The organism is Azospirillum sp. A29, from assembly GCF_042604625.1.
Taxonomy (GTDB): domain Bacteria; phylum Pseudomonadota; class Alphaproteobacteria; order Azospirillales; family Azospirillaceae; genus Azospirillum; species Azospirillum palustre.
Genome location: NZ_CP170466.1, coordinates 1,947,342 through 1,962,552, shown reverse-complemented (window position 1 = coordinate 1,962,552; position 15,211 = coordinate 1,947,342). Strand labels below are relative to the sequence as shown.

The 15,211-nt window shown below is 68.6% G+C and carries 15 protein-coding genes; 8 read left to right on the top strand and 7 right to left on the bottom strand.

Annotated elements, in window-relative coordinates; genetic code table 11:
- Position 1 precedes the first annotated feature (1 nt).
- Together ABNQ38_RS24335 and ABNQ38_RS24330 are read right to left on the bottom strand one after the other, a co-directional pair.
- Positions 2 to 2,041 (bottom strand): elongation factor G, encoded by a 2,040-nt coding sequence (locus tag ABNQ38_RS24335; RefSeq protein WP_377808418.1) that lies wholly within the window; start codon positions 2,039 to 2,041, stop codon positions 2 to 4.
- A gap of 290 nt (positions 2,042 to 2,331) precedes the next feature.
- On the bottom strand, positions 2,332 to 2,613 hold the full coding sequence (locus ABNQ38_RS24330; protein WP_377808417.1) for a hypothetical protein: 282 nt from the start codon (positions 2,611 to 2,613) through the stop codon (positions 2,332 to 2,334).
- A 54-nt stretch (positions 2,614 to 2,667) separates the two neighbouring features.
- Here ABNQ38_RS24330 and ABNQ38_RS24325 point away from each other — a divergent pair, with 54 nt between their 5' ends.
- The 3 genes from ABNQ38_RS24325 (at position 2,668) to ABNQ38_RS24315 (ending at position 5,582) form a co-directional block, all read left to right on the top strand.
- Positions 2,668 to 3,150: a cache domain-containing protein gene (locus ABNQ38_RS24325; protein ID WP_377808416.1), complete on the top strand. Its 483-nt coding sequence runs from the start codon at positions 2,668 to 2,670 to the stop codon at positions 3,148 to 3,150.
- Between the two features lie 116 nt (positions 3,151 to 3,266).
- The gene (locus tag ABNQ38_RS24320) at positions 3,267 to 4,928 is read left to right on the top strand and encodes a methyl-accepting chemotaxis protein (RefSeq protein WP_377808415.1); all 1,662 of its coding nucleotides are present in this window, start codon (positions 3,267 to 3,269) and stop codon (positions 4,926 to 4,928) included.
- A 186-nt stretch (positions 4,929 to 5,114) separates the two neighbouring features.
- A complete protein-coding gene (locus tag ABNQ38_RS24315; RefSeq protein ID WP_098738879.1) occupies positions 5,115 to 5,582 on the top strand; it encodes a Dps family protein in 468 nt (155 codons plus the stop codon).
- A 99-nt stretch (positions 5,583 to 5,681) separates the two neighbouring features.
- Here the strand turns inward: ABNQ38_RS24315 and ABNQ38_RS24310 are convergent, their stop codons facing one another.
- On the bottom strand, positions 5,682 to 7,352 hold the full coding sequence (locus ABNQ38_RS24310) for a sensor histidine kinase (protein WP_377808414.1): 1,671 nt from the start codon (positions 7,350 to 7,352) through the stop codon (positions 5,682 to 5,684).
- 183 nt (positions 7,353 to 7,535) lie between these two features.
- Here ABNQ38_RS24310 and mtnA point away from each other — a divergent pair, with 183 nt between their 5' ends.
- Positions 7,536 to 8,627 carry an S-methyl-5-thioribose-1-phosphate isomerase gene (mtnA, locus tag ABNQ38_RS24305; protein ID WP_377808413.1) on the top strand — a complete coding sequence of 364 codons (1,092 nt, stop codon included), beginning with the start codon at positions 7,536 to 7,538 and terminating at the stop codon, positions 8,625 to 8,627.
- Positions 8,628 to 8,639: 12 nt separating this feature from the next.
- Here mtnA and ABNQ38_RS24300 read toward each other — a convergent pair whose 3' ends face one another.
- Positions 8,640 to 8,858 carry a hypothetical protein gene (locus ABNQ38_RS24300; protein WP_377808412.1) on the bottom strand — a complete coding sequence of 73 codons (219 nt, stop codon included), beginning with the start codon at positions 8,856 to 8,858 and terminating at the stop codon, positions 8,640 to 8,642.
- Positions 8,859 to 9,008: 150 nt separating this feature from the next.
- The gene (locus ABNQ38_RS24295; protein WP_377808411.1) at positions 9,009 to 9,275 is read right to left on the bottom strand and encodes a hypothetical protein; all 267 of its coding nucleotides are present in this window, start codon (positions 9,273 to 9,275) and stop codon (positions 9,009 to 9,011) included.
- Positions 9,276 to 9,750: 475 nt separating this feature from the next.
- On the opposite strand from ABNQ38_RS24295, the gene ABNQ38_RS24290 reads away from it, so the two are divergent.
- Complete coding sequence (locus ABNQ38_RS24290) at positions 9,751 to 10,002, top strand: hypothetical protein (protein ID WP_377808410.1); 252 nt, start codon at positions 9,751 to 9,753, stop codon at positions 10,000 to 10,002.
- Positions 10,003 to 10,084: 82 nt separating this feature from the next.
- On the opposite strand, the gene ABNQ38_RS24285 is transcribed toward ABNQ38_RS24290, so the two are convergent.
- Both ABNQ38_RS24285 and ABNQ38_RS24280 read right to left on the bottom strand, forming a co-directional pair.
- Complete coding sequence (locus ABNQ38_RS24285) at positions 10,085 to 10,870, bottom strand: hypothetical protein (protein ID WP_377808409.1); 786 nt, start codon at positions 10,868 to 10,870, stop codon at positions 10,085 to 10,087.
- A gap of 70 nt (positions 10,871 to 10,940) precedes the next feature.
- On the bottom strand, positions 10,941 to 12,083 hold the full coding sequence (locus tag ABNQ38_RS24280; RefSeq protein ID WP_377808408.1) for a Do family serine endopeptidase: 1,143 nt from the start codon (positions 12,081 to 12,083) through the stop codon (positions 10,941 to 10,943).
- Between the two features lie 295 nt (positions 12,084 to 12,378).
- Between ABNQ38_RS24280 and ABNQ38_RS24275 the strand changes: the two genes are divergently transcribed.
- From ABNQ38_RS24275 to ihfB, 3 genes are all read left to right on the top strand, one after another.
- A complete protein-coding gene (locus ABNQ38_RS24275) occupies positions 12,379 to 13,338 on the top strand; it encodes a hypothetical protein (RefSeq protein WP_377808407.1) in 960 nt (319 codons plus the stop codon).
- Positions 13,339 to 13,344: 6 nt separating this feature from the next.
- On the top strand, positions 13,345 to 14,619 hold the full coding sequence (locus ABNQ38_RS24270; protein WP_377808406.1) for a pentapeptide repeat-containing protein: 1,275 nt from the start codon (positions 13,345 to 13,347) through the stop codon (positions 14,617 to 14,619).
- Between the two features lie 267 nt (positions 14,620 to 14,886).
- Complete coding sequence (gene ihfB, locus ABNQ38_RS24265; RefSeq protein WP_085090428.1) at positions 14,887 to 15,168, top strand: integration host factor subunit beta; 282 nt, start codon at positions 14,887 to 14,889, stop codon at positions 15,166 to 15,168.
- The last annotated feature ends 43 nt before the right edge of the window (positions 15,169 to 15,211 follow it).

The following is a 15,211-nucleotide window of genomic DNA, read 5'->3' as shown; positions in this document are numbered from 1 at the left end:
TCTATTGTGCCGCCAGCAGGTCGCGGCGGATTTCCACGGCCCGGTCGGCCGCCTTGCCGACCACCTCCTGAAGCCGTTCGAACTCGGCGCTGTAACTGCCGACGCCGAAGGTCAGCGACCGCAGTTCCACGATCAGATCCTGCATGTCGGCCTGGGGCATGCACGCCTTCACCTCGTCCCAGCCCGGCCAGCCCGGCCGCGCATCGAAGCCCAGCAGCTGGCCGCGCCGTCCGCTGACCAGACGCTGAACCTTCGGCGTGAAGGCGCTGGGCACCGCGATGGTGACGGTCAGGATCGGCTCCAGCAGCACCGGTTCGCAGGTCGGCAGGGCATCGGCCATCGCCTGCCGCGCCACCGTCTTGAACGCCATGTCGGAGCTGTCGACGGCGTGGAACTGGCCGCCGGTCAGCGCCACCGCGAAATCCACGACCGGAAAGCCCAGCGGCCCGCGCACCACCGCGTCGCGCACGCCGGCCTCCACCGCCGGGATATACTGGCGCGGCACAGCGCCGCCGACCACCGCATCCTCGAACTGGATGCCCGACCCGCGCGGCAGCGGTCGGATCTCGACATGGATGTCGGCGAACTGGCCATGGCCGCCGGTCTGGCGCTTGAAGCGGGCATGGTGGCTGGTGCCCTTGCGGATCGTCTCCTTGTATGGCACCTGCGGCGGCTGGCCTCTCACCGCGACGTTGAAGCGGCTGCGCAGCCGGTCCATCGCCAGCTTCAGATGCACGTCGCCCTGACCCCACAGCACCAGTTCGCCGGTCTCGGCCGACTGGTCGAGCGTCAGGGACGGGTCCTCCTCACGCAGCTTCTGCAAGGCCGCGGACAGCTTCACCTCGTCATTGCGGTTCTCGGCGCGGAGCGCCAGCCCATGCACCGGCGGGGCGGCGGCCGGCCAGTCGGCGGACGGGCCGAGATTGGCCTTCTCGGTCAGCCGGTCGCCGGTCGCCGCCTTCTCCAGCCGGCCGAGCGCCACGAGATCACCGGCGCAGGCCTGCGGCACCTTGGTCTGGTCGCGGCCGAACTGCTGGAAGATGCCGGACACCCGCTCAGCCCCCAGCGTCATGCCGTCGGTGACGGTGCCGCGCCAGATGCGGGCGAGGCTGAGCTTCCCGGCATGGGACCCCATCATCGTCTTCACCACCTGCGCCGCCACCGCCGCGTCGGCCGGGATGTCGATGCGGGCCGCGGTGGTGGCAACCTCCGGCCCCTCGTGCCGCAGAGCCTTCAGCAGGCGGCGGATGCCGTTGTCATTCTCCGCCGACCCGAAGAAGACCGGCACGATCAGGTCGTCGGCCAGTTCGTGCGCCAGCGTCTCGTACAGCTCGGCACTGTCGGGAGCCATGTCCTCCAGCAGCTTTTCCAGCAGGCCGTCGTCGAAATCGGCGGCGGACTCCAGCATCGCCTGCCGCGCCTCCGCCTCCCAGTCGCGGGCGCCGTCGGGCAGGGCGACCAGGTCGGACGGCTTGTGCGGGTTGAAGCGCCAGGCACGCTCGCTGACCAGATCGACCAGCCCGGTGATCTGGCCATTCTCGCGCAACGGCACCTCGCGCAACACCAGCTTGCGGGTCGAGACCTCCTGATAGGCGGCGACGACGTCGCGCACCCTGATATCGCCCAGCGTATCGATCTTGTTGATGAACAGCAGATGCGGGATGCGGTGATCGTCCAGCACCTTGAACAGCGGAGCCAGCAGCACCGCCTTTTCCGGTGCGGCCTCCGCCACGACGATGGCGATGTCGGCGGCCATCAGCGCCGCCTGTGCCTCCCCCGCCAGTTCCACCGAACCGGGGCAGTCGAGGATCGACCAGCGTTCCCCCAGGTAATCGAAGGAGGCGACGTTCAGCTCGGTGCTCATCGACCGGGCCTTCGCCTCCGGCGAGTTGTCGCCCACGGCATTGCCGTCGCGCACGCTGCCCTTGCGGGTGACGGCCCCGGCGGCGAACAGCAGGCTTTCCAGCAGTGTCGTTTTGCCGGCGAGATAGGGGCCGACCAGCGCCGCGCAGCGCGCCGTCCGGATTTGCGTATGCGGCATTCACACCTCCCGTCGAAGCTTCGGACTGTCGTGACCGGGGGACGGGGCCAGGGCGGGAAAGGGGCCGCCGGCGCCGGCCGCCGGGGCGGCCCGTTCGCGTGTGGCACTTCAGACTGGCACTTTAAAGAGCTGGCACTTCCAGAAGATGGCGTCCGGATCGGGCGACGGGCGGCGGCGGACGGGCGCTGGGAAAACGCATCGGGTCCGGAGCCGGCGGGGCGCCCGCATCGGACTTTCGATGCTCCACCCGAACGGCGCGGCTGTCGATGGAAAAAAGGGGCGGCAAACCGTCACGCGCGGGCTGTGGGAGCGACCGATGCGTCGATAAGCCGCATCTGCGCGTGGATGGCTTGTCCATACCTGCCCAGCCGCTCTCGCCGCACGGCTAATACGTTCAAATGCAAGGCGATACCGCCGGAGAGTGCACCCACCGGCCATTCATTCGCAATATTGCTATGTTGCAATGCAATATGATCGCATAGAAATGCGGCGGACAAACGCATGAAACCTTCTGCTAGTAGCCTTTCGGGAAAATGGCCGCACGCGAAGGCGATGACGGCCGGATAAAACATGTCAGGGGCGTCCGGCGTCTGCCGGCCGTCCCGCATTTCTTGGGGAAAAAGCACATGCGCCTGTGGTTTCGTTTGCTGGCGGTCGCCCTGATTGCCGTCGGGACTGCCGTTTCCGCCCCGCTGTCCAGCCCGGCCGTCGCCGAGCAGGCCAAGCCGACGCAGGAGGACGCGAAGTCCATCACCCTGAAGGCGGCGGACCTGATCGCCGCCCAGGGCCTGGACGAGGCCGCCAAGGCGTTCAACGCCGACGGTCCGTACAAGCACGGTGAGATCTACGTCAACGTCATCGACTTCACCGGCGTGTGGAAGGTCTACCCGCCGCGTCCGGCCGGCGTCGGCCAGAGCGTCATCAACGTCAAGGACCCGGACGGCCGCTTCATCGTCCAGGACGTGCTGGCCGTCGCCAAGGACAAGGGCGAGGGCTGGGTCGAGTATCGCTGGCTGAACCCCGCCAGCAACAGGATCGAACCGAAGATCACCTACGTGAAGCGCGTGCCGGGCCAGGAACTGGTCGCCTATGTCGGCATCTACAAGTGACGGTTCCCGCGTAAGGCGGTGACCGGCGGGTAAGGCCGTTGGGGGCGGAACTGTTGGGGGTGAGCATGAGCGGCGGTGTCTTTGCGCGTCTGTCCGGCCTGTCTGTGGCAGGCCGTGTGTTCGCAGCCCCCCTGATGGGGATCGTCCTGACGGTGGCGGCGCTGGTGCTGGCCGACCGCCAGTCGGAACAGGCCCTGGGCGCCGTGGACGCCATCCACCGCGAGGCGGCGGAGCAGTTGGGTCGCATCGACCGGCTGGTCGCCATCGCCTACGTCATCCACAGCGACGTGTCCCGGCATCTGGCATTGTCGGGGTCCGGGATCGAAGAAAAGAAGCTCCAGGCCATGCGCGACGCCGTCGCCGCCAACCTGGGCAGGGCGCGCGCCGCCATTGCCGAGCTGCGGGCCATGCCGCTGATCGAGGCGGAGCGGGCGATGCTGGACGAGGTGTCGGTGCGAATCGGCGCCTATGCCAAGGCGGTGGACGAGATGAACCAGATGGCGGCCATCGACCGCCTGATCGGCATCCCGATGATGGCCCACACCGACGACCAGTTCGCCGCCCTGACCGCCAAGGTGATGGAGACGCAGGCGGCCATCGGCCGCTCCACTGCCGCCGCCACCCAGGCCACCCGCGATGCCGCCGCATCGGCCCGCCGCGACTTCGCCCTGGTGATGGGCGGGCTGCTGCTGGCGATGATGGCGGCCGGGCTGCTGCTCGCCCGTTCCATCACCCGGCCCTTGCAGCGGCTGGCGAGCAACACGGCCGATCTGGCCGCCGGACAGCTCGGCACCGTGGTCGAAGGCGGCTGGATGCGCAACGAGATCGGCGCCATGGCCCGCGCGCTGGAGGTGTTCCAGACCAACGCCCGCGAGGTGGAGCGACTGACCGCCGACCAGCAGCGCCAGAAGGCGGACGCCGAGGCGGAGAAACGCCGCGCCATCCAGGAGCTGGCCGACCTGTTCGAAGTCCGGGTGGCGGAGGTGGTTCAGCTGGTCGGATCCGGCGCCCATCAGGTACGCAGCAACGCCGCCGGCATGCTGGAGCGCGCCAACAGCGCCAACCGGCAGGCTGCCACCGTCGCCGCCGCCAGCGCCCAGGCGGGCATCAGCGTCCAGACCGCCGCCGCCGCGACGGAGGAGATGTCGGCCTCCATCGCCGAGATCGGCGATCAGGTTCGCCGGTCCTTCGACATGGTCCGCGGCGCGGTGCGGGCGGTGGAGGAGACCAACGCCCATGTCGTCGGCCTGTCCGACGCCGCCCACCGCATCGGCGAGATCGTCGGCCTGATCAACTCCATCGCCGCCCAGACCAACCTGCTGGCGCTGAATGCGACCATCGAGGCGGCGCGGGCGGGCGAGGCCGGCAAGGGCTTTGCCGTGGTGGCGAGCGAGGTGAAGAACCTCGCCACACAGACCGCCAAGGCCACGGAGGAGATCGGCGCCCAGATCGCCACCATGCAGGGCGTGACCGGAGCCGCCGTCACCGCGATCAAGGGGGTGGGCGAAACGGTGGTCGGCATCGACGAGATCGTCGGCTCCATCGCCGGGGCCATGGAACAGCAGGCCGCCGCCACCCAGGAGATCACCCGCAACGTGCAGGAGGCCGCCGCCGGCACCGCCGAGGTCTCCCACACCATCGCCACCGTCTCCACCAGCGCCGGGGAAACCGGCACCGCCGCCGGCGAGGTGCTGCGCGCCGCGGAACTGCTGGACGGCCAGGCGGTGACGCTGAACCGCGAGGTGACGAACTTCATCGGCCGGCTTCGGGCGGGCTGACGGGAGCGGACGAAGAGGACGGCATGGGTCCTGGGGTTCATCGCATGCCCGCGAAGTTTGGTCGCATCGGACTTGAAACGATCCGCCTGCGCCCAAGCTCTTGTCCCGGGGCCGCGGGGGCTGAGGCCGGTTACGGCCGCGCTAGAGCCGGGGTATGATGCAGGACCCAACAACAAGGATCGAAGCATGAAGATCGACATCGGGATCTCGGACGCAGACCGCAAATCCATCGCCGAAGGGTTGAACAAGGTTCTGGCCGACACCTTCGCGCTCTACATCAAGACCCACTCGTTCCATTGGAACGTCACCGGTCCGATGTTCAACACGCTCCACACCATGTTCATGACCCAGTATACGGAGCTGTGGACCGCGCTGGACGAGATCGCCGAGCGTATCCGCGCCCTCGGCTATCCGGCGCCGGGCAGCTTCTCGCAGTTCGCGCAGCTGGCCTCGATCAAGGAAGAGGCGGGCGTTCCCAAGGCGAATGACATGATCCGCCAGCTGGTCGAAGGTCACGAGGCCGCCGCCCGCACCATCCGCGGCGTCTTCCCGCTGGCCGAGCAGGGCAGCGACGAGCCGACCGCCGACCTGCTGACCCAGCGCCTGCAAATCCACGACAAGACCGCCTGGATGCTGCGCAGCATGCTGGAGTAGTCACCGCACCGGCCGCCCTGCGGTCGGCCGCACAGGGTCAGGGCCTCGCCGTCCGGCAGGATGGGGAGGCCCTTTCCGTTTTCAGTCCGGTCCCTTTCCTTACGCTGCTGACTTGGCGTGCTGGCGGACCGGCAGGTTGGGAATGGTCAGGGTGAAGATGGTGCCACCGTCGCGCTCGATCTTCAGCGTGGCGCCGGCTTGGTGCGACAGCGCCTGCACCAGATTTAGGCCGAGCCCGCTGCTGGCGCCGCCGCGGCTTGGGCGCTTGTGCTGGCTCGGCATGCCGGCGGGCAGCCCGACGCCGTTGTCGCGCACGATCAGCCGCATGCCGTTTTCCTCGCGCTCCAGCAGCACGCGCACCGTTCCCGGATGACCATGCGGGAAGGCGTGCAGCAGGGCGTTGGACACCAGCTCGCTGGTGGCGATGGCCAGCGGCGTGGCGCGGTCGGCATCGACGATCCAGTCCTGTGCTTCCAGCTCCAGCCGGGCGGCCGTCGGATTGTCGGAACGGACCAGCCCGTCGCACATCTGGCGCAGCGCGTCGGCAAAGTTGATGTGCGCCGGCTCGGCCGAACGGTGGAGCAGCTCGTGCAGCAGGCTCATGGTCTGGATGCGGCGCAGGCTCTCGTCGAAGCCGCGCCGCGCCCTCTCGTCGATGCGGGCGGCTTGCAGGCGCAGCAGGCTGCAAATGACCTGAAGGTTGTTCTTCACCCGGTGCTGAACCTCCTTCAGCAGGACCTCCTTGTCGGTCACCGCCGCTTCCAGCTGGGCGTTGGCCCGCTCCAGCTGGGCGGTGCGCTGATGGACGTTTTCCTCCAGCGTGTCGTAGGCGTGTTGCAGGGCGTCCTCGGCCTCGCGCTCCTTCCGGGCGCGCTGTATGGCGAGCGCGCCGATCACCGCCACCGTCGCGCAGGCCGCGGCGGCGAAGGCGGCGTAAATCCACAGCCGCTCGCTCCAGCGCCGCAGGACGCTTTCGGTGGTGATGGTCACCGCGGCCGACAGGCCGGTATCGCCGATCGGACGGGTCACGGTGATGTCGTCGGCGTGGCTGACGGCTTCATCCCCGGGATTGCCGCCCGTGGTACCGCCGCCCTCCGGCTCGCGCAGCAGCGGCGTTCCATCCGGCAGCATGACGGAGATGCTGTGGCCGTAGCCGACGTCGAGCGAACGGTAGACATCGCGGAAGGCCCGCGCGTCGAGCCCCGCCACCGCCCAGCCGCGCGGCGCGGCTCCGGCACCGCTGGCGGCCGTACCGCCCGGCAGAGGCTGCGCCAGGACAACCACCGCGCGTCTGCCCATCCGGCCGCTGCCGATGGTCATGCCATTCGGCTTCAGCGCCGGCATGCCGGCGCCGGGCGCTGCATCCGGTAGGCTCGACAGCCGCAGGGCGCCCGCGGTATCGCGGATCTCCAACCCGACCACGTGGGGAGCGCTGGCCGCCAGCAGGGCCATGCGGTCGCGGGTCGCCACATCGTCGGGCAGCGGCGTGCCGGCCTGACCGGCCAAGGTCGCCGTCTGGGTCAGCAGCAGGTCGCCCGACTCGATCAGCCGGGCGGCATGCTCCGCCGCCAGCAGCCCGATGTTGCCAGCGACGCCGGTCGCCTGCTGGACCGCCTCGTTGCGGTCGCGCCAGGCGAAGACGGCCGACAGCCCAATGGTCAGCAGAACCGCGGCGGTGCAGGCGATCAGGACCAGCGCCGAACCGGGCAGCCGGTAGAGCGGAGAGGATTGGGAACGCAGCGCGCGCAACGGCATCGTGTCGGAAACCATCTGGAGATACGGCCACTTCATTCTTAGCCGGAAACGGTAACACCGCCCGGCGGGTGACGGTTCCGCCGAACGCTACCCGTGTTGAAGCGGCAGCGGCCACCACCTATTGTGGGGTGCCGACAAAGTCATCCCGCGTTGGTAAGGACTTGGCAGGACTCCGGCAGGCATGGGGAGGATAGTTTTATGCGGATCGACGGGACGGCCTATCGCACCATCTGGCCGGACGGCGAGGGTGTCGTCGCCATCATCGACCAGACCAGGCTGCCGCACGACTTCGCCGTCGTCCGCCTGACCAGCCTGGAGGAGGCCGCCCACGCCATCCGTGCCATGCTGGTGCGCGGCGCCCCGCTGATCGGTGCGGCGGCTGCCTATGGCGTGGCGCTGGCCCTGCGGACCGACGCCAGCGACCACGGGCTGGAACAGGCCTGCACCACCCTGCTGGCGACCCGCCCGACCGCCGTCAACCTGCGCTGGGCGCTGGAACGCATGCGCGGCCGGCTGGCCCCCCTGCCCGCGTCGCAGCGTATCGGCGCCGCCGAGGCGGAGGCTGCGGCCATCGCCGACGAGGATGTGGAGATCAACCGCTCCATCGGCCTGTACGGCGCGGCATTGATCCGCGCCGCGGCGGCACGCAAGACACCGGGGGAACCGGTCAACGTGCTGACGCACTGCAACGCCGGCTGGCTCGCCACCGTCGATTGGGGAACGGCGCTCGCCCCGGTCTATGCCGCCTTCGAACAGGGCATTCCGCTGCATGTCTGGGTGGACGAGACGCGGCCGCGCAACCAGGGCGCCAGCCTGACCGCCTGGGAATTGCAGCAGCATGGCGTTCCCCACACCGTGATCGCCGACAATGTCGGCGGCCACCTGATGCAGCATGGCAAGGTCGATCTGTGCATCGTCGGCACCGACCGCACCACCGCGACCGGCGACGTCTGCAACAAGATCGGCACCTATCTGAAGGCGCTGGCCGCCCACGACAACGGCGTGCCCTTCTATGTCGGGCTGCCCTCGCCGACCATCGACTGGACCATAGCCGACGGTGTGCGGGAGATTCCCATCGAGGAGCGCGACGGCCGCGAGGTGAGCGAGTTGACCGGCCGCACCGCCGATGGCCGGATCGAGACGGTGCGCATCACCCCCGACGGCAGCCCGGTGGCGAATTACGCCTTCGACGTCACGCCGGCACGGCTGGTGACCGGCCTGATCACCGAACGCGGCGTCTGCGCCGCTTCGCGCGAAGGGCTGCTGGGGCTGTTTCCGGAGCGGGGGTGAGGGGCGATGGGATCAGGGGCGGCGGTTGGACAGCAGCCGCCGCAGCAGCGGCCACCCCAACTGGCGCGGCCTGTCTTCCGCATTCTTGGCATCAAGCCACTGATCGGCCAATTCACGGACCTGCCAGTCACCGAGATAACGGTCGCAGTCGATGGCGGTATAGAGTCGAACCCGCTCTTTTCCCAGCCTTTCAAAATAGGCAAGCGCTCTTTGGCGGTCGATGTCTTCCATAGGCCCCAATGAAACGGAGATTGCGGGACGGCCGGTTCTGACCTTTGCTGATCCTCCGGATATTGGGAGCAGCCTGCCGCCGTTGCAACTGTCCGTTCGTCGTTGTTCCATCCCCCGGAAGGTGAATGGACCGTCCCCATCGGTGGCCAGCTAGCGGCGGCCGGGGTCGAAGCAGTCGGTGTCGAGACGGCCGGTGTGCACGACGTCGGCGGACAGCGGAATGCCGGCCCGCGCGGCAGCTTGCTCCAGCGAAGCGCGGTCGGACCAGTAGAGCCGGCCGCCGACCTCCGCCAGGGCGCCCCGCTGCCGGATCACCCACAGGCCGCTGAACGCCATCTTGACGATCCGCCCCATCGGAGAGTCGGACGGCGAGCGGAGCGGCCGGTTCTTGTCTAAGTCGCTATCGTCGATTGTCATCTCTGGTCTTCCCAGTGTCAGCCTTTCGGCATTGGACGTCTGCACACCCGCCGCCGGAGCCGATCTCTGTCTTCCCCAAGGGGTAATGAATGAGGTCCTAAAGGGTTTCCTAGCCAACTCACAAGAAGTTTTCATCGAAAAATTTCAAACTATTTGTAGACGCCCGTACACAATTTATGTGGTCTTACCACACCATTTGGTAACCATAATTCTAATAGTGTTATTTCTGGTGTTGGACACTGGAATTGGCGTACACGCTGCGCCGCATGGTCCATGCCGCACGTCCGCCCAACCTTCCGCACCGGCTGCAATCCAAAAGGAGTGGAGCACCACAAGCGGACGAGTCAGATACCCCTAAATGGTCACAGCAAGGACCGGCGCCACTCACCAAACATAAGCTTGACCGCCTGTTCCCGGCCTGACGGCAGGGTGGCGGTCGGCTTATCGACGTGCCTGTGTTCGAAGGAAGAGACCGATGAAGACCACCATGCGGACATTCACCACCGGGGCGATGGCGCTGCTGATCGGCGCGACCCTGCTCGGCGGCTGTTCGAACCTGAACCATCGCGAGAACCGCGCGCTGACCGGCGGCGCCATCGGTGCGGCCGGCGGTGCAGCCATCGGTGCCGTCACCGGCGGCAGCGCCGTCTATGGCGGATTGCTGGGCGGTGCCGCCGGCGCGGCGGTCGGCGCCTTGACGGCGGACGAGGGCAGGCACCGGCGCTGAGCGCCCAGGGGTTACTAGGGGATGCCCCAGAGGATGCCGAGGGGGGCGCGGGACGGTCGATCCGGCCCCTGCCCTCCTCTTCCTACTCCTCCTCGTCGTCCTCGAACTGGTCGAGGCTGAGGGAGCGGACCTCGGTGCTCGGGTTCGGGGCCGGCGGGGCAACCGGCGGCATGTTGCTCGGACGGGCGGCGGCCAAGCGGTCGGCAGACGGGCGGGCAGCGGCGCGGCCGGGCGGCAGATGGGCGTTGGGGCCCTTCAGCGGACTGTTCAGCGTGCCGCGCGGGCCGATGCTGGGTTCGTCGCCGAAATCGGGCAGCGGCGGGATGCGGTCCATCACCCGCCGGATCAGGGCGGCGATGCGGTCGGCCTCGCCGCGCAGGGCCTGCCCGCGCTCCCCCTCATAGAGCGGGTCGTCCAGGAACTTGCGGATTTCCAGGACGCCGCGCAACTCCACACCGCACATCTCATGGGTGCCGATGGGCAGGGCCTTCACCCGCGCGAAGCTGGCGAAGAAGGCGGCGCTGCCCTCCACGAACTGGACCACCATGCGGGCGTGCAGACGCTCCAGCGCGGTGGTCATGGGGTCGATCAGATCCTCCATCTCCTCCGGCGCCGCGTCCAGCCGCTCCTGGGTCAGGGCGGCCAGTGCAAAGAAGTCGCGCACCCGCCGGCTGAAGCGGCGATAGCGGGCCAGCCCGCCGACCGACACCCGCTCGCGCGCCGTCTGGGCCAGTTCGGCCGACTGCTTCAGCATGGCGTCGAGCCGCATCAGCAGCGTCGCGATCTCGCGCTGCCGCTGGGCCGCGCTGCGGCCGGACGTGGGCGCCGGCGGAGCGGCCGGGCGGCGGGGAGGGTTCGAACGCATCATGCCGGTACGGGGTGGCTCCTCGACGGTCCATTCACTTTGGCCAACGTTGGGGGACAACGCTGGGGTGGAGTCAACGCTGGGTTCGGACGGTGACCGACTTTTGCCCGCCCTCGCGCATCACCGTCAACTGCACCGGCGTGCCGACGCGCAGAAGGCCGATGCGGTTGCGGAAATCGGTGGCGCTGCGCACCGGCCGCCCATCGACCGCGATCACCACGTCGCCGCTGCGCAGACCGCCGCTGTCGGCCGGCGATCCGCGCTCGATCTTGGCGATCAGCGCGCCTTCGTCGCCCTTCAGGCTCATGCTTTCCGCAAGGTCGGGCGTCAGGTCCTGGATGGCGACGCCCAGACGGCCGCGCCGCACCTCGCCATACTCGCGCAGCTGTTCCACCACCGACCGGACGATGCTGACCGGCACCGCGAAGCCGATGCCGACCGAGCCGCCGGCCGGGCCGATGATGGCGGTGTTGATGCCGATCAGCTCTCCCTGGAAATTGACCAGGGCGCCGCCGGAATTGCCTGGGTTGATCGAGGCGTCGGTCTGGATGAAGTCCTCGTACCCTTCGATCTTCAACCCGCTGCGGCCCATTGCCGAGACGATGCCGGAGGTCACCGTCTGCCCGAGTCCGAACGGGTTGCCGATGGCGACGACGAAGTCGCCGACCTTGGTGCGGTCCGAGTCGCCGATGGACAGCGCGGCCAGCCCGTCGGCCTTGATCTGCAAAAGCGCGATGTCGGTGGCAGCGTCGCGGCCGATCAACTTGGCGCGCAGGCGGCGGCGGTCCTTCAGGGTGACCGCGATCTCCTGCGCGTTCTCCACCACATGGTTGTTGGTGACGACATAGCCGTTGCGGGCATCGATGATCACGCCCGACCCGGCGCTGACCTGCGGCTTGGACTGCGGCATATGGTCGGGCATGTTGAAGAAGCGGCGGAAGAACGGGTCGCGCAGCAGCGGGTTTTCGGCCTGGGGCGCTTGGCTCAGCACCGAGATGTTCACCACGGCCGGCGTCACCTGCTCCAGCATCGGGGCGATGGTGCCGCCGCCGACCGCACCCAGCGGCAGCGCCGCTTCGGCCGGCGAGACACCGAGACCGATGGCGGAACCGATCCGGCCCAGCGCCGAGTCGGCCGGTGCCACCAGCGCGCCGCCGGTCAGCGCCGCGATCCCGACCGCCGCCGCAAACATCACCGGACGCACCGCCGTCTTCATGGACTGAACCTTTCCTGCTGGGAATTTCTTGGGAGAATTGGCCATAGACCGGGCTGATTTGGGATAAAACCGAAGTCTGTTCAAGCCTGTCGGCCGTCCGACGGCGTTCAGAGCCGAGCCCGCCTCCATGGCCGCGCCCTCTATGGCCGTGCCTTGTCCGCCAAATCCGCTGCATCGATGATAACGTGGTGGCGTCGGAAACTCCCGGTAAAGAAATACGGTGGTATAGCACGGCGGTCGGCGCGGCCCCGTAGATGCCGGGAAGGCGCGGCTGTCGAGGAACGGGTTGAGCGCTATGAGCGGCGGGTCACTGCTCGAACTGACCGAGCAAGAGTATCTGCAGATGGAAGAGGCCCTGTCGCAGACCGCGCGGGGGCGGGCCTTCCTGCGCATGCGCGACCGGCGCAGCCGCGTCGTCGCCTCCGACGAGTTCCACCGGCTGGTGGACAGGCTGGGCACCCAGGTCGACCGGCTGAGCGGCACATCGTCCAGCGCCTTCACCGCCTTCGCCCCCGGCGAAGATCCGCGCATCCAGCAGGAGCTGACCGCCATCACCCAGGTGGTGCGCGAGGCGCGCAGCGACATCGCGGCCCTGAAGGCGACCGACACCGGGTCCAACCGCATCGAGGCGGCGACCGGCGAGTTGGACGAGATCGTCGCCGCCACCGAACGCGCCACCACCGACATCCTGAACGCGACGGAGAAGATTCAGGAAATCACCATGTCGATCCCGCGCGACGACGCCGATCTGGCGGAACGGATCGACGCGGTCGAGGCGTGGTGCATCGAGATCATGACCGCCTGCTCCTTCCAGGACATCACCGGCCAGCGCACCACCAAGGTCGTCAACACGCTGCGCTACATCGAAGAGCGCGTGAACACCATGATCGAGATCTGGGGCGTCGAGCGGCTGGCCGCCGATCCCCAGCAGCATGCGTCGGGCGAGATGTCCTCGCACCGCAAGCTGGGTGACACCCGGCCGGACGCGCATCTGCTGAACGGTCCTCAACTGGGTGGGCCAGAGGTCAGCCAGGATGCCATCGACGCGCTGTTCGACAGCGTGCCGGGGGTTGCGGAGCGGGCCGAGCCGCTGCCGGCCGATGTGGAGCCCTCCCCACCCCCGCCGCCTCCCCCTCCGCCCCCGCCTCCTGTCGCGAAGCCGGCTCCGCCCCCCCCTCCACCGCCTGCCGATCCGGGCGGCGGCGATGGCGTCGGCCCGATCTCGCAGGCCGACATCGACGCCCTGTTCGCGTGACCGGCCATGGCGCAAGACGGCAAATCCCGCATCCGCCTGACCCAGGACCAGCTCGACCGGGTGTGCGAGCGTCATGTCCGATTCGCCGAAGGGCGTCCGAACGGTGCCCGCGCCAATTTGCCCTTCTTCGACCTGTCCGGCCTGTCGCTGGCCGGCCGCAACCTGACGGGCGCCCATCTGGCCGGCGCCATCCTGCGCGACGCCGACCTGCGCGGCACCGTGCTGGACCATGCCGACCTGTATGGCGCCGACCTGCGCGGAGCCGACCTGTCGGAGGCGCGGCTGTTCCGCACCGACATGCGCGGCGCCAACGTGCGCGGCGCCAAGCTGGACGGCGCCACCATGGTGGAAGTCGACCTGCGCGACGGCAGCATGGTCAACCGCAACAGCGCCGGCGAACTGAAGGTGGTGGGCTTCGACCCCGGTCCCGCCGACATGGCGTCGGCCCGCCTGACCAACGCCGACATGGCGCGGGCCAAGCTGTCGGGCAGCTTCGCCCAGGCGGCTGACTTCACCAACACCCGGCTGTCCGGCGCCCGGCTGGACCGCACCGACCTGCGCGGGGCCAACTTCTCCGGTGCCGATCTGCGCGGGGCCGACCTCAACGGCTCCGACCTGCGCGGCGCCATCCTGGAGGGGGCGAGCCTGGACGCCGGCGGTCTGGAACAGGCGATCCGCACCGACGAGCAGGCCGTTGCTGCCCGGCAGGCGCCGCTCCAGGCCGCGGCGACGGAGCCCGAACCGGAGGAATCCGTCGCAGACGAACTGCCGGCCCTGCCGGTGGACCAGCTGGACAGCATGCTGCGCCAGCACATGATCTGGCTGGGCACCAGCGGCAAGCAGGGCTGCCAGCTCGACCTGACCGGGCTGAACCTGGAAGGGGCGAACCTGACGGGCAAAATCCTGACGCTTGCCAAAGGCAGCGGCGCCCGGCTGCGCCACGCCCGGCTGAACGGCGCCCAGTTGCAGGCCGCCCAGTTCGACGGTGCCGACCTGCGGTCCGCCGATCTCAGCCGCGCCGACCTGCGTGGGGTGAAGCTGGACCGCGCCATCCTGATCGACAGCCGGCTGGACGGCGCCAATCTGGGCATGCTGCTGGTCAGCGCCGGGGCCAAGGTGATGCGCGCATCGCTGGTGCGGGCGAGGCTGGCCGGCGCCTCGCTGACCGAGACCAACCTGAAGGGCAGCGACCTGACCCTGGCCGACCTGACGGGCTGTGACCGCTCGTCGGCGGTGCTGGAGGGCGCCATCCTGGAAGGGACGCGGCTGAGCGGAGCCTGAGCCGGTGCCGGGTTTTCTTTCGCGAAGCCGTTGATTGCTTTCAAATTTCCGTCACGATCCATGCCGGAGATTGCCGCCGGGCGCCCTGATCGGGACAGGCTCTTTGGTGGCAAAACACCTTCCACCGTTCGGAAAAACGATTGTGTCGTAACGGCTTAGCACCGCGGGTGGGGCTTGACGCCTTATTCGCCCGGTGGCACGCTGCTGTCCAAGCGCGGCGCAATCCGACCCAATGTGCCCGCATCGAATGGGGGAACGTCAACGGTCATGACCAAGTCGGAACTGATCCAACGGCTGGCGGAGCGGAACCCGCACCTGTACCAGCGCGACATCGAAAAGATCGTCGGCACCATCTTCGACGAGATCACCGAGGCGCTGGCGCGGGGCGACCGGGTGGAGCTGCGCGGCTTCGGCGCCTTCTCCATCAAGAAGCGGGACGCGCGCACGGGTCGCAACCCCCGGACCGGGGAATCGGTTGACGTCGGCGAGAAATGCATTCCTTTCTTCAAGACCGGCAAGCAGCTTCGCGAGCGTCTGAACACGGAGTGAGCGCCGGTCCGGCCATGTCTCAGCGCCGTATTCCGGCCGTATC

What these genes read in the sequence shown, in the direction of transcription:
- ABNQ38_RS24280 (WP_377808408.1), bottom strand. Translation starts at nt 12,083, where the DNA reads ATGAAGACGGCGGTGCGTCCGGTGATGTTTGCGGCGGCGGTCGGGATC.
- ABNQ38_RS24300 (WP_377808412.1), bottom strand. Translation starts at nt 8,858, where the DNA reads ATGGAAGACATCGACCGCCAAAGAGCGCTTGCCTATTTTGAAAGGCTG.
- ABNQ38_RS24335 (WP_377808418.1), bottom strand. Translation starts at nt 2,041, where the DNA reads ATGCCGCATACGCAAATCCGGACGGCGCGCTGCGCGGCGCTGGTCGGC.
- ihfB (WP_085090428.1), top strand. Translation starts at nt 14,887, where the DNA reads ATGACCAAGTCGGAACTGATCCAACGGCTGGCGGAGCGGAACCCGCAC.
- ABNQ38_RS24310 (WP_377808414.1), bottom strand. Translation starts at nt 7,352, where the DNA reads ATGGTTTCCGACACGATGCCGTTGCGCGCGCTGCGTTCCCAATCCTCT.
- ABNQ38_RS24290 (WP_377808410.1), top strand. Translation starts at nt 9,751, where the DNA reads ATGAAGACCACCATGCGGACATTCACCACCGGGGCGATGGCGCTGCTG.
- ABNQ38_RS24315 (WP_098738879.1), top strand. Translation starts at nt 5,115, where the DNA reads ATGAAGATCGACATCGGGATCTCGGACGCAGACCGCAAATCCATCGCC.
- mtnA (WP_377808413.1), top strand. Translation starts at nt 7,536, where the DNA reads ATGCGGATCGACGGGACGGCCTATCGCACCATCTGGCCGGACGGCGAG.
- ABNQ38_RS24295 (WP_377808411.1), bottom strand. Translation starts at nt 9,275, where the DNA reads ATGACAATCGACGATAGCGACTTAGACAAGAACCGGCCGCTCCGCTCG.
- ABNQ38_RS24285 (WP_377808409.1), bottom strand. Translation starts at nt 10,870, where the DNA reads ATGATGCGTTCGAACCCTCCCCGCCGCCCGGCCGCTCCGCCGGCGCCC.
- ABNQ38_RS24330 (WP_377808417.1), bottom strand. Translation starts at nt 2,613, where the DNA reads ATGTTTTATCCGGCCGTCATCGCCTTCGCGTGCGGCCATTTTCCCGAA.
- ABNQ38_RS24325 (WP_377808416.1), top strand. Translation starts at nt 2,668, where the DNA reads ATGCGCCTGTGGTTTCGTTTGCTGGCGGTCGCCCTGATTGCCGTCGGG.
- ABNQ38_RS24270 (WP_377808406.1), top strand. Translation starts at nt 13,345, where the DNA reads ATGGCGCAAGACGGCAAATCCCGCATCCGCCTGACCCAGGACCAGCTC.
- ABNQ38_RS24275 (WP_377808407.1), top strand. Translation starts at nt 12,379, where the DNA reads ATGAGCGGCGGGTCACTGCTCGAACTGACCGAGCAAGAGTATCTGCAG.